Origin of the sequence: Shewanella septentrionalis (genome assembly GCF_025370265.1) — a bacterium.
GTDB lineage: Bacteria > Pseudomonadota > Gammaproteobacteria > Enterobacterales > Shewanellaceae > Shewanella > Shewanella hafniensis.
Genome location: NZ_JAMTCC010000012.1, coordinates 18,407 through 32,562, shown reverse-complemented (window position 1 = coordinate 32,562; position 14,156 = coordinate 18,407). Strand labels below are relative to the sequence as shown.

At 47.1% G+C, this 14,156-nt stretch carries 9 protein-coding genes; 6 read left to right on the top strand and 3 right to left on the bottom strand.

Annotation, left to right across the window (positions count from 1 at the left end; genetic code table 11):
- The first annotated feature begins 52 nt into the window (after positions 1-52).
- The gene (gene rlmD / locus NE536_RS08735) at positions 53-1,405 is read left to right on the top strand and encodes a 23S rRNA (uracil(1939)-C(5))-methyltransferase RlmD (RefSeq protein ID WP_261272448.1); all 1,353 of its coding nucleotides are present in this window, start codon (positions 53-55) and stop codon (positions 1,403-1,405) included.
- Between the two features lie 152 nt (positions 1,406-1,557).
- Positions 1,558-3,765, top strand: coding sequence for a GTP diphosphokinase (relA, locus tag NE536_RS08730; RefSeq protein WP_242325971.1), 2,208 nt, complete (start codon positions 1,558-1,560; stop codon positions 3,763-3,765).
- A gap of 491 nt (positions 3,766-4,256) precedes the next feature.
- On the opposite strand, the gene NE536_RS08725 is transcribed toward relA, so the two are convergent.
- On the bottom strand, positions 4,257-5,282 hold the full coding sequence (locus NE536_RS08725; protein ID WP_261272447.1) for a transposase: 1,026 nt from the start codon (positions 5,280-5,282) through the stop codon (positions 4,257-4,259).
- Between the two features lie 417 nt (positions 5,283-5,699).
- Here NE536_RS08725 and NE536_RS08720 point away from each other — a divergent pair, with 417 nt between their 5' ends.
- Together NE536_RS08720 and NE536_RS08715 are read left to right on the top strand one after the other, a co-directional pair.
- Positions 5,700-6,674 (top strand): DUF1852 domain-containing protein, encoded by a 975-nt coding sequence (locus tag NE536_RS08720; RefSeq protein WP_261272446.1) that lies wholly within the window; start codon positions 5,700-5,702, stop codon positions 6,672-6,674.
- Positions 6,675-6,729: 55 nt separating this feature from the next.
- Positions 6,730-7,809, top strand: a complete 1,080-nt coding sequence (locus NE536_RS08715; protein WP_261272445.1) for a methionine synthase — start codon at positions 6,730-6,732, stop codon at positions 7,807-7,809.
- A 181-nt stretch (positions 7,810-7,990) separates the two neighbouring features.
- Here the strand turns inward: NE536_RS08715 and NE536_RS08710 are convergent, their stop codons facing one another.
- On the bottom strand, positions 7,991-9,697 hold the full coding sequence (locus NE536_RS08710; RefSeq protein WP_261272444.1) for an amidase: 1,707 nt from the start codon (positions 9,695-9,697) through the stop codon (positions 7,991-7,993).
- 78 nt (positions 9,698-9,775) lie between these two features.
- The gene (gene aguA / locus NE536_RS08705) at positions 9,776-10,888 is read right to left on the bottom strand and encodes an agmatine deiminase (protein ID WP_261272443.1); all 1,113 of its coding nucleotides are present in this window, start codon (positions 10,886-10,888) and stop codon (positions 9,776-9,778) included.
- A gap of 528 nt (positions 10,889-11,416) precedes the next feature.
- Between aguA and mazG the strand changes: the two genes are divergently transcribed.
- Positions 11,417-12,328 (top strand): nucleoside triphosphate pyrophosphohydrolase, encoded by a 912-nt coding sequence (gene mazG / locus NE536_RS08700; RefSeq protein WP_261272442.1) that lies wholly within the window; start codon positions 11,417-11,419, stop codon positions 12,326-12,328.
- Positions 12,329-12,444: 116 nt separating this feature from the next.
- On the top strand, positions 12,445-14,082 hold the full coding sequence (locus NE536_RS08695; protein ID WP_106651225.1) for a CTP synthase: 1,638 nt from the start codon (positions 12,445-12,447) through the stop codon (positions 14,080-14,082).
- Positions 14,083-14,156: the final 74 nt, after the last annotated feature.

Below are 14,156 nucleotides of genomic sequence, written 5' to 3'. Positions count from 1 at the left end.
CTGCCAGAAAGAGGGCGGTCTTTGCCAGTATTTTATTGATTTAGAGGCCGAAATGGCGCAATTTTTTAAAGCAAAACCAAATAGTTCCAAACAGTTGTCGGCTAAGTTATCGCTGAGCGTCAATCAGCTCGATCACTTAGGGGCAGGTATAGCACAACATCAGGGTAAAGTCGTGTTTATCCCCGGCGCACTGCCCGATGAAACCGTGACGGTACAGCTCACCGAGCAAAAGAAAAATTATGCCCGCGCCAAGTTAATTAAAGTCGATACACCTAGCTCTGAGCGCGTCGAGCCCGAGTGTCCACACTATCACACCTGCGGCGGCTGCGACTTACAGCATATGTCATTATCGGGCCAGCGTGAGCATAAAGAAGCGGCGCTGCTGGATATTATGGCTAAGTTTGCCGGTGCCGAAGGCGGCACGTTATCACCCGCACTCACGGGTGAAAGTTGGCATTATCGTCGCCGTGCCCGTCTTGCGACTTTGTTTGATAAAAATACCAAACACTTAAGCTTAGGTTTTCGTGCCGCTAGTAGCAGCAATGTGGTGCCTATCAGCCAGTGTCAGGTGTTAGCTAAGCCGTTATCAGACTTGATCGTCCCCTTTGCTAAGTTGCTGAATCAATTGTCGGCTAAAGCCAGCTTAGGCCATCTTGAGTTGATTGCCGCCGATAATGGTCACTTCGCCGTGCTGCGTATCACTAAGGCGCTCAACGATAAAGATCTCGCTAAGCTGTCAGCCTTTGCCGAGCAGCATCAAATCCACATTTGTCTGCAGGACAACGAAGGCCAATTCCAAGGCGTCGGCGCTGAGTTAGTGTTACCGGTTTATCAGCTGTTAGGTGACAAAGCTGAGTCGGATGCGGTGAGTTTAAGCTTCACCCCAGGTAACTTTGTGCAAGTGAATGGACAAATTAACAAGGCCATGGTCGCTCAAGCGATGGATTGGTTAGCGCCAGCGCCAGATGAACGCATTTTGGATTTGTTCTGCGGCATGGGGAATTTCAGTTTGCCCTTAGCGAAAATGGGCGCGGATGTGATTGGCGTAGAAGGGGTTGCCGAGATGGTGACTCAGGCTCGGGTGAACGCTAAAGCTAACAACCTTGATAAACTGACCTTTTACCACGGCGACTTAAGCGCGGATTTATCCCTTGAGCCTTGGATGGGCAAGATTGATAAATTACTGCTCGATCCCGCCCGTGCAGGGGCATTTGAAAGCTTGCAATGGCTGAAGAAAATGAAGCCGCGCAAAGTCGTGTATGTTTCTTGTAATCCTGCGAGCTTAGCCCGCGATAGCGCAGTACTGTTAGAGCGCGGTTACCGATTACAGCAATTGGGACTTATCGATATGTTCCCACAGACACACCATATCGAAGCCATGGCACTGTTTGAATTAACCAAGTAATTTGCGCTGGCAAAGTAAGCAAAGCGTTTGAATAACGTAAAAAATGTGATTATTACGTCGGTTGGGTTTGACAAGTTCGCGCCAATGCTGAAGATAGGAGAGCTGAAGTGGTGCCCACTTTCTCTCTGAGCACGGATAAGGAAATAAATTAGATGGTCTCTGTTCGCGAAGCGCACTTTAATGATCCCGATTTTCACTTAGAAGATTGGGTAGCTCGCTATGTTGGTCATGCCGATGAAGCGCAGATGCTGCTCTCTTTGATAGGGCAGATTGACGCCTTACCCGCCAAGAGTCCTGCGGCGAAGAGAGAACTGCTCGAACGTGCTCGAGAGATGATCGAAATCCTCGCACCGCTGAACATGGACATTGAAACCCTGCAAGCGGCGATTCTGTTTGTGGTGTTCGATGCTGGGTTACTGACCGAAGAAGCCATCAAAGAAAAATTTGGTGAGCCGCTGGCGCGTTTAGTGGCGAGTGTTGTGACCATGAATGCCATCGGCGCCTTGAAAATCAATCCCAACAGCCGCTCCACCGAGCCGCAAATCGACAACATCCGCCGCATGTTACTGGCGATGGTTGAAGATGTGCGCGCTGTGGTCATCAAACTTGCTGAGCGTGTGTGTTTGCTGCGGGCGGTGAAAAATGCCGACGAAGAAACTCGCGTGCTGTTGGCCCGCGAAATTGCCGATATTTACGCGCCGCTGGCTAACCGTTTAGGGATTGGACAATTGAAGTGGGAGCTGGAAGATATTTCTTTTCGCTACCTGCATCCAGATACCTATAAAGACATCGCTAAGCAGTTAGACGGCAAACGACTGGATCGTGAAGTCTTTATCGACAAGTTTGTCAGTCAGTTGCAACAAAGATTAGATGAAGATCAAATTCGCGCTAAGGTCTACGGCCGGCCGAAACACATCTACAGCATCTGGCGCAAGATGAAGGGCAAACACCTCAAATTTGATGAGTTGTTTGACGTGCGCGCCGTGCGTATCGTGACCGAACGTCTGCAGGATTGTTATGGCGCGTTAGGTGTGGTGCATACGCTTTGGCACCATATTCCGCGGGAATTTGACGACTATGTCGCCAACCCTAAACCTAACGGTTATCAATCGATTCATACCGTAGTGGTGGGGCCTGAGGGCAAAACCGTTGAAATTCAAATTCGTACCCAAGACATGCATGAAGATGCAGAGCTGGGTGTGGCCGCGCATTGGAAATACAAAGAAGGCAATCATTCCGGTAAGCAAAGCGGCTACGAAGAAAAAATTAACTGGCTACGTAAAATTCTGCAATGGCAGGAAGACGTGGTCGAAAGTGGCAACTTGGTCGAAGAAGTGCGCAGCCAAGTGTTTGAAGACAGAGTCTATGTGTTCACCCCAAGCGGTGAAGTCGTCGACTTGCCACTGGGCTCAACCGTGCTCGACTTTGCCTATTACATTCACTCCCAAGTGGGACATAAATGTATTGGTGCTAAGGTCGATGGCCGTATTGTGCCGTTCACCTATCAGGTTGAAACGGGCGAGCGAATCGAAATAATTACCTCGAAACAGCCCAACCCCAAGCGTGACTGGCTTAACCCTAACTTAGGTTATATCCGCACCTCGCGGGCACGTTCGAAAATCCAGCATTGGTTTAAGCAGCAGGACAGAGACAAGAATATTGTCGCCGGCAAAGAAATGCTTGAATCCGAACTCGCGCGGGTGAGCCTTAAAATTAAAGACGCGGCCATCGCGGTCGAGCGCTTTAATATGGCGAGCATGGATGACTTACTGGCGGCGATTGGCGGCGGTGATGTGCGTCTGCATCAAGTGGTTAACCATATTCAGAGTCGTCTGCGACTCGACGAAGTGTCAGAAGAAGATGCCGTCGAAGAATTAGTTAAGAAAGGCCAGCATAAGCCGACCTCCAGTGGCCGTGGTCAGGTTGAAGTCAACGGTGTGGGTAACTTGCTTAACCATATCGCCCGTTGTTGTCAGCCAGTTCCCGGTGATGAAATCTTAGGTTTTATTACTAAAGGCCGTGGCATTTCTGTGCATCGCGCTGATTGTGAACAAGTTAAAGAGTTAATGCGGGTTCACCCAGAGCGCGGTGTCGATGTGGTCTGGGGCGAAAATTACTCCGGCGGTTATCGCATGCGTCTGCGGGTATTAGCCCACGATCGCAGCGGTTTATTACGTGACTTAACCTCAGTGCTAGCTGCCGAAAAGTCCAATGTACTGGCCATGAGCTCGTCATCGGATACTAAAAACCAGACAGCCGCGATTGAGTTGGAACTAGAGCTTTATAACCTCGATGGTTTATCGCGGGTGTTATCGAAACTGACCCAGGTCGATAGCGTGATCGAGGCAAGACGGCTTTAGGGTTCGCAATGCTTTTCGAAGCGATTAGCCTCGAAATTACTAGCAATATAAAAGATATAGAGAAGTCATCTAGAGGCTAGAAATAAAGTCATCAAGGATTAGGGCGGCAGGATGAATTTCACCTGCCGCCTTTTTTATTTGGTTTTTTATGGAAATTGAGCGGGATGGCCAGTTAATTTAGTCTTTGTATGTTTAGCTGTTGCTGCAAGCCATTCATAATGGCTTACCATGGCATTTGCTCACCGACGCGAAGCCAGTCCGTCCTTGGATGCTCGACCGCCCCGTCCATGGGGCGGACGGTCGTCTCGCAAATCACCATGGCACGCCTTTCGAGTGCTTGCGTAACCTTTTGGTTTTAAAGACTAGATCTAATCTTAACGATTATAGGCACCACTCTATTGGACAAAAACGTGCTATGTTTTGCTCGGAATGATCTTCATTTCGGATAAACAAAAATAATTCCAAGCGCTGAATCGTGGGCAATAATGAACTTAAGGATGTAACGCTTGGCTTGAGGCTTTACCTTTACACCATTTTCCGCAGTTGTGCTGCTTTTTAAACTCACACATGCTATCCCATCGACCACTTATACCACTGTATTGACGGCGAAACTCTTTGGCTGAAGTGAGCCACGCATCGGGCGAAATGCCTAATTCATTGAGCAGTTTTGGCCGTTCATTATTGATATAGCCTTTTTTATCAAGGCGCATAGCTCGTCCCGTCCAATCTATTAACTCAAGATAATCAGCAAAATGAAACGGAATACCCGTTTGCTGACTCAGAAGTGTTGAACCATCAAATTTTGCGAGGGCTTTATGTGGTATTTGCTGTAGGTTATCTGCGGTATTTTTGGCCAATTGGGGCGCGTTGATATGAGGATTAAGTGCATTCACGCGCTCCTGAATCGATGTAAAATCAGAGGATTGTAAAGAGTCGGCAATCCCTGCTCGAATAGGATTTAAATCGACATACATCATGCACGCCAGCAGTGCTTGCTCATCTAACAAGGCTTGTGACTTAAAACGGCCTTCCCAATAAGCGCCTTTACACTCATCTTCACGATTGGCCTTACGGGCAATTTCTTCATTTAAACAGCGCATAAACCAAGAGATACTGCTCAGTCGCTCATGCCACTCGGCGAGTAATGCATCAAGTAACATCGCTTCACCGTCGATTAAAGCATCACCATTCATATACTTAGTGGCGACAGCATGGCCTTTAGTGATTTGACACCAGCGGCTGATAATATCTTTTTGCGTTAGCGATTTCGCCTTGTCGACATCAATTTTAAGCACTAAATGATAGTGATTACTCATCACCGCATAGGCGCAAATATCAATGCAGAAAATCGCAGATAATGCCTTGATTTTATCAACAATCCAGCCGCGCCTATGCTCGTAACTGCGGCCCGTGAGTTTATCCTCACCACACAAAAAAGCCCTTCTAACACAGCGGTTTATCACATGATAGAAAGGCGTTGTATTGGCATCAATTAACTGTCTTCTGGCTGAGGTCATCACAAGCTCCACACAAACAAAAGCAAGATAATTTAAAGACTAGTAGCAGGGGCAGGAAAACACAAAAAGATGTGGCTGTCCCCGCTTTTCCCGCTTTTCTTTTCCTGCTTTTCCCAATCCCAAGTTCTGGTTAATCCACAACGCCATGCTAATCGATCATGAATATGGCTCATGTTGTATGTGAAATAAAACCGTTTTTGTTCATGTGCCGAACCACGTATAAATGACCCCAAGCGAAATATTAGACAAGCTTGAAGTTGCACCCTAGCTAAGCCACCAGGACTTAAGTCATCGGCACTTAAGTTAAATAGAACCTCAGACAGAACACGAATAATGTCGATCAGAGTCGGGTCTAGAAGCTAGAAGAACAGGGCATAAACTCAGGTTTGAAATCAGGCAATGGGATACTGGATCACTATGAATAAGCATTTTACATTTACGATTAACAGCATTTGTCTTGATGAAAATTATCATCCTTCAGACAAGACGCGTATCACCACCAACTTTGCTAATTTGGCCAGAGGCAGTCATCGCCAAGCCAACTTACGCAACGCGTTAAAGATGATTGATAACAGTTTTAATGCCTTAGCGCACTGGGATAACCCCAAAGGCGATCGTTATACTGTCGAACTTGAAATCATCTCCGTTAATCTGGATATTGACGGCAGTGGTCAAACCTTCCCATCGATTGAAGTTTTGAAAACCAATATTGTTGATCATAAAACCAATAAACGTATTGAAGGCATTGTAGGTAATAACTTTTCATCTTACGTACGCGATTATGACTTTAGCGTATTACTGGCAGAACATAATAAGGGCCAAGCCAAATTTAGTATTCCAGATGATTTTGGTGGTCTACATGGCAAGCTCTTTCAGTCTTTTGTTAATTCTGATGCTTACAAACAGAATTTTAATAAGCCACCGGTTATCTGTCTCAGTGTTTCGGATAATAAAACCTACCATAGAATTGAGAATCAGCATCCCGTATTAGGGGTTGAATATCAGCCAAATGAATCGTCTTTAACTGAGCAATATTTCAAAAAAATGGGCTTACAGGTGCGCTATTTTATGCCGCCCAATAGTGTGGCGCCGTTAGCTTTTTATTTCTTTGGTGATTTACTCAATGATTACACTCACCTTGAGTTGATAAGCACCATCAGCACTATGGGAACTTTTCAAAAAATCTATCGCCCTGAGATTTATAACGCCAATGCTGTTGCAGGGAAATGCTATCAACCTAATTTGAAAAACTTGGATCATTCACTGACTCAAATTGTTTATGACCGAGCAGAACGCAGTCAATTGGCGAATGAGCAAGGCAAATTTGCAGCGGAGCACTTTATCAAGCCCTACCAAACGTTTTTTGAACAATGGTCTGCTAATTCCGTTTAGTCGCTTTGCACTTAATCGTCACGCTCAATAATTAACCCAATACGGCATCAATATCATGACAACACTACTTAATAAATCACCGCTTAACAAAACATTGCTTAACCAAACCCTGTTACCGACTTCAACTGCAGGTAGTTTGCCTAAACCTTTATGGCTTGCAGAGCCTGAAACACTTTGGTCTCCATGGAAATTGCAAGGAGAGGAATTAATTACAGGTAAGCACGATGCACTGCGTTTGTCATTACAAGATCAACAGCTAGCAGGGATTGATATTGTCAGTGATGGCGAGCAAACGCGGCAGCATTTTGTCACTACCTTTATTGAGCACCTCAATGGCGTTGATTTTTCAAAACGTAAAATCGTTAAAATTCGCGATCGCTATGATGCGAGCGTGCCCACGGTTGTCGGCCCAGTGAGCCGCCAAAAGTCGGTGTTTGTTGAGGATGCCAAATTTTTACGCAAGCAAACTACGCAACCGATTAAATGGGCGCTGCCTGGCCCAATGACCATGATAGATACGCTTTATGATGACCATTATAAAAGTCGCGAAAAGCTTGCTTGGGAATTTGCCAAAATTCTTAATGAGGAAGCCAAAGAATTAGAAGCGGCCGGTGTTGATATTATCCAATTTGACGAGCCTGCTTTTAATGTGTTTTTTGATGAGGTAAACGATTGGGGCATTGCCTGCTTAGAAAGAGCCATTGAAGGCCTTAAATGCGAAACGGCGGTACATATTTGTTATGGCTACGGCATTAAAGCCAATACAGATTGGAAAAAAACTTTGGGCTCAGAGTGGCGTCAATATGAAGAAGTGTTTCCTAAACTGCAAAAATCGAATATCGATATTATCTCGCTTGAATGTCACAACTCCCATGTGCCTATGGAGCTACTTGAGCTCATTCGCGGTAAAAAAGTCATGGTCGGCGCGATTGATGTCGCCACCGATACCATTGAAACCGCAGAGGAAGTGGCTGACACTCTACGAAAAGCCCTTAAATTTGTCGATGCTGACAAGCTCTATCCTTGTACCAACTGCGGCATGACGCCTTTATCCCATCAAGTCGCAAGAGGGAAACTCAATGCCTTGAGTGCAGGCGCAGAGATCATCAGAAAAGAACTCTTGGCATTAAGATAAGACGCGTTAAGTATTGCGGTATGTTTTACAGCATTATGTTTTATAGCGGCATAAGTCTAGCTTTGTTGAAAGGGTATCGACGTCGGTATTAAAAAAACGGGATTGGCATTCTGATGCCAATCCCATTGTTCATTTCTAAGCTCTTACATTTAGTGCTTAGGCTTATGCATTGTCTTAGCGCTTATTGGCCAAGTTTTGGTGTGCGTGGCGGGATCATGCGCCTGTCACCTGTTGACTCAAATGCACCTGCAAATTTAAGCAGGTTATTATCGTCATAGGCGCGGCCTGCGAAGGTCAAACCGACTGGCATGCCAATATCGGCCATCACGCCCATAGGCACAGTCACAGTTGGTACACCTAAGTGACGAATCGCAAGGTTTCCGTTTGCCACCCAAACTCCGTTGCTCCAAGCGATATCGGCTGAAGCCGGATTCACATGGGCATCGGCTGGGCCGACATCTGCCACGGTTGGGAACAGCACTGCATCGAGCTTAAGCTCGTCCATCCAGTCTTCGAGATCTAGCTTACGGGTCTTCTCTAAACCACGCAGTCCATCGGGAATACTGTCGATCTGATCGAAGGATTTAAGGCCACGCTTAGCCATGTTGACGTACTCTTCCATGCCTGCCGCTAAGTCACCTTCACGGTTTGGCAAGGTGCCTAAGTCGTGTGGAAAAATCAGATAGCCGTTAACATCTTCAAGCTTGTTGAGTTTAGGGTCATTGTTAGCACGCAGGAATTCATCGAATGCCCAACCCGAGAGTTCCCATAATTCATCATGGAGGAATTGAGGCGTGACGATACCGCGGTTAAACACGGTCGGCGCACCTGGGCGGTCGCCTTCGCAATTTGATACCAACGGGAAATCGACTTCAATCACTTCCGCGCCAGCGGCTTCTAAGGCTTTACGAGCCGCTTCCCATAGATCGATAACCGATTGGCGGGTATGAATACGTTGACCCGTTGGCCCCCCGATACCTGGGTTTTCGCTGGTGCCCGCCAATTCATCTTTATTGATGTACATGCGCGGCACGCCAAAACGCTTACCCTTAAGTGTGTCTGCGCTAGCCGCCAGCGCCAGATAAGATTCTGGGCGAACTGTCGATGCTTTAGGGATTTGTACCCAAGGTTGCAGACGCCAGAGATCGCCACGGGTGATAGGATCGTCGGCCACAATCACATCCAGCACTTCAAGCATATCTGCCATAGTGCGGGTATAAGGCACGACGACATCCATGGTCGGCGTTAACGGCCAGTTACCGCGCACGGAAATCACGCCCCGTGACGGCGTATAGGCACACAAACCGTTGTTCGATGCCGGACCACGGCCACTCGACCAAGTCTCTTCGGCAAGGCCAAATGATGAGTAGCTCGCCGCTGTGCCCGTGCCTGCGCCATTGGAAGAGCCAGAAGCGAATGGTGCAGTAAGATACTCAGCATTGTATGGGCTTTCAGCGCGGCCATAGTGACCACGCTGCATGCCGCCATTGGCCATTGGCGGCATATTGGTTTTGCCTAAACAAATGGCCCCCGCAGCGCGTAGGCGCTCAACGGCGAAGGCATCGTATTGCGCCACTAAATCCTTAAAGGCTGGGCTGCCAGACGCCGCCGTCAGTCCCTTCACCAAATAGCTATCCTTGGCGGTATACGTAATACCGTCAAGTGGGCTCAGTGTTTCACCACGGGCGCGGCGCGCGTCTGACGCCTCGGCTTCTTTGAGCGCATCGGGATTGTGCACCACTAACGCATTCAGCTTGGTCTGCGTAGCTGGGCCGTCATACGCCTCAACCCGTGCGAGATAAGACTTCACCAGCTCAACTGCTGTGGTGCGACCAGATTCGAGTGCTGCACGCAGCCCGGCAATAGAAACTTCAGTGACTTCAAACATTTTACGCCCTCCCGCAGAAAGCCAATTGTGCTGCAATAACAGTGACATCAATGGTCATAGTGTTCTCCTTAGGTTGACTTACTTTCCAGAGGGGATCTGTTGGGTAATACAATGGATATTGCCACCACCTAATAGGATTTCGCGGGCAGGCACACCCACAATCTCATGCTCAGGGAAGATTTCCTGCATTTTTTGGGCTGCGATATCATCGGTTGCAGGGTCAAGCAGCGGGAACACGATGCGATTATTGGTGATTAAAAAGTTCACATAAGAACCCGCTAAACGCTCACCTGCCGTGCGTGGCACACCAGTGCCTTCTGTCACGCCTTTTGATTCTTCTTCGGTGCAATACAGCGGACCCGGTTGTGGCAGCAGGTGAATTTTTAACTTGCGACCTTGGGCATCAACGGTATTTTGCAATACGTCCAGCGCGACCTTCGAGCGTGGGTATTGTGGATCGGTTTCATCGTCGGTCCAGTGTAGGACCACTTCACCTGGGCGGGCGAAACAGCACATGTTGTCGATATGACCGTCGGTTTCGTCCATATAAACGCCCTCTTCCAACCAGATAAACTGCTTAACATTCAAATAGTCACGCAGTAAGTCTTCAATCTGTTCTTTCGTCAGATCTGGGTTGCGGTTGGCGTTGAGTAAACATTCGGCACTCGTCATACAGGTGCCTTCACCGTCAACATGGATAGAACCCCCTTCGAGGATCAGCGGCGCGCTGTAACGGGCAAAACCATGCTGCGCAAGCATTTGCTGTGCAACTTGTTCGTCCTTATCCCATGGGAAGTACAAACCACCGTTATGGCCGCCCCAAGCGTTAAAACCCCAGTCAACGCCACGACATTCGCCATTATCATTCACAACTACGGTTGGCCCAGTGTCACGCGCCCAGCAATCGTTACTGTCCATTTCAACCAAAGTGACGTGGGATGGCATCACTTTTTGAGCTTCAGCTAAAAAGGCTTTAGGTACACCCATATAAACGGGCGTTGCACCACCAATAGCATCGGCCACCTTAGCAAAGGTCGCTTGAGCATAAGCACCTGCAGAGCGCCAGTTATCAGGACGATATGGCCAAATCATCCATACGGCTTGCTGCGCCGCCCATTCGGCGGGCATATAAAAACCATCTTGTGATGGCTTAGTCGTTAACGGCGTGGCATCCATATTCGCGTTTGTCATGAATTTTGTCTCCAGTAATGCTCAGATCTATAAGGGTGTACGCCCCATTTTGGGCGACAGAATAGAAATACACCTAACATAATCAAATAAATCGAATGACCGCATTCATTAAGCGGTACTTATCACATGCATACATCACATATATAGTTAGGCCGAAATTGTTAGGTCTTCACTCAGTGAGTTTTAGCTTCATTGAAATATTGCTGCGTATCTTATCATTTAAGATGGCTTGCGCTAAATACTTGTATGCAGGACATAGATGAGAATTTGTTGAGTCGTTAAGTCGTCAGTTTATTGCTCTTTGGGTGAATTTCACCACTACATGGCGCGAATGCACTTTTAGTTAAAATAAGACCTATTAAATAAGAACCCTAAGATCTGATCTCGGGATCAAAATAGCGCTTTTATGTGACCTCGCTTATCATCGCGTTATTATAGCCTTTCATTAACAAGCACTGCTGAGGCGTATTCTTTTTGTTCATCCTCAGCATTAGTCCGTTTAAGTATTTATCTTTTAAGGATATCAGCATGACTTCTCACACTGAGCCATTAACTTCATTTTCGACCTCGGGACTTTCTGCGACGAGCCTTTCTGTAACGGGCCTTTCTGCTACAGATGTTGAGCCGCTGCTTAAGATCATGGAAAAATTGCGCGACCCACAAACAGGTTGCCCGTGGGATAAAGCACAAACCTTTCAAACCATAGTGCCTTTTACCTTAGAGGAAGCCTATGAGGTTGCCGATACTATAGAGCGCTTAGCCTGGGATGAGTTACCCGATGAACTTGGGGATTTATTATTTCAAATCGTATTCTATTGTCAGCTTGGTAAAGAGCAGGGGTTGTTTGATTTTGCTACTGTGATTGAGAAAATCAGCGACAAGTTGACCCGCCGTCATCCCCATGTGTTTGGTGAGCAAAATCCGCAAATAGGCGATAGTGCCCAAGCGATGAAAGCCAATTGGGAGGCGATTAAAGCGACTGAACGTGAGCAAAAGGCGCAGCAAGTGGCGGGTGAAACCCAAGCTGATACTGTGGTTTCTGCGTTAGACAATATTCCGCGTACCCAACCTGCGCTGTCGCGCTCAATCAAAATTCAGCAAAGAGTAGCGCGAGTTGGGTTTGATTGGGCAGAGCTTGAACCCGTGGTCGCTAAAATCCATGAAGAGATCGATGAAGTCTTGCATGAAGTTAATCAACCCGATCAAGACCAAGCGAAAGTGCAGTCCGAAATGGGCGACTTATTATTTGCCGTGGTGAATCTAGCTCGTCATCTTAAGGTCGATCCAGAGCAAGCGCTACGCCAAGCCAATCTTAAATTTGAACGCCGTTTTCGAGGTGTAGAGCAGTTGGCGAGTGACAGCGGTAAAAGCATGCAAGAGCACACATTAATGGAGCTTGATGCCTATTGGGACCAAGTAAAAGCGACAGAGACGAGATAAACGGCAAATTATCCCGATTGGTGTTTGTCGAATCGCGCCGCCTTTGGTATACTACTGCCCCGTCCTAGTGCTTTCTTACAAGCACGTATTTTCAAACTCATTTTCTCAGGTTCAGCATGACTACAAGGTATATCTTCGTTACTGGTGGCGTTGTTTCATCACTAGGTAAAGGCATTGCAGCAGCATCATTAGCTGCAATTTTAGAGGCCCGCGGTCTCAATGTAACCATCATGAAACTGGACCCTTACATTAACGTTGATCCGGGTACCATGAGCCCAACCCAACATGGCGAAGTATTTGTTACTGAAGACGGTGCAGAAACAGATCTCGACTTGGGTCACTACGAGCGTTTCATCCGTACTAAGATGAATCGTCGTAACAACTTCACTACTGGTCGTATTTACGAAGAAGTATTACGTAAAGAACGTCGTGGTGATTATTTGGGCGCAACCATTCAGGTTATCCCACACATCACTAATGCGATTAAAGAAAAAGTATTAGCAGGTGGCGAAGGCCATGATGTGGCTATCGTCGAAATCGGCGGTACTGTGGGTGATATCGAATCCTTGCCGTTCCTAGAGTCTATCCGTCAGCTCGGTGTTGAGCTGGGCCGTGATCGTACTCTTTTCATGCATTTAACCTTAGTGCCTTTCTTAGGTGCTGCTGGCGAAGTGAAAACTAAGCCAACTCAACACTCAGTGAAAGAGCTGCGTTCTATCGGTATTGCACCAGATGTGCTGGTTTGCCGTGGTGACCGTGCGATTCCTGCTAATGAAAAAGCCAAAATTTCGCTGTTCTGTAACGTCGAAGAGCGTGCGGTTATTTCATTAAAAGATGTTGATAGTATTTATAAAATCCCAGCTTTGTTACGTTCGCAAGGTTTGGATGACTTAGTGGTTAAGCGTTTCGGTTTAGAATGCCGTGAAGCGGATCTGTCTGAGTGGGAAAATGTGATTTACCAAGAAGCTAATCCAAACGGCGAAGTCGTTATTGGTATGGTGGGTAAATACATTGAACTGCCAGATGCCTATAAGTCAGTTAACGAAGCATTAAAACACGCTGGCCTTAAAAACCGCGTATCTGTGACCATCAAGTACATTGATTCACAAACCGTAGAAGCCAAAGGCGAAGAAGTCTTACAGGGCTTAGACGGTATCTTAGTACCAGGCGGTTTTGGCGAGCGTGGTGTTGAAGGTAAGATACTGGCTGCAAAATTTGCCCGTGAAAACAATCTACCGTATTTCGGTATTTGTTTAGGTATGCAAGTTGCCTTGATTGAATTTGCGCGTAATGTTGCAGGCATGGCTGATGCACATTCAACTGAATTCAATAAAGAAACACCATTCCCAGTCGTGGGTTTGATCACTGAATGGATTGACGAAGAAGGTAACGTCGAGCAGCGCCATGAAGCGTCTGACTTAGGTGGCACTATGCGTTTAGGCGCTCAATTGTGTCATTTACTCGATGGTTCGAAAGCGGCCCAAGCCTACAAAGGGACTAGCTGTGTAGAACGTCATCGTCATCGTTACGAAGTGAACAACAAATACAGAGAGCGTTTAGAACAAGCTGGCATGATCTTCAGCGGTTTGTCTTCTGATCGTAAGCTGGTGGAAATGATCGAATTAAAAGATCACCCATGGTTTGTAGCAGGTCAATTCCATCCTGAATTCACCTCAACTCCGCGCGATGGTCACCCATTGTTCGAAGGGTTTATTGCTGCGGCAAGTGCGCATCAAAAACGTGATCTGAAGTAAGAATATTTGAGGCCGGACCCGCGACAGTGGGGCCGGCCTTTTGCTACACTCATCGCTACTTGAAACATAAGAAC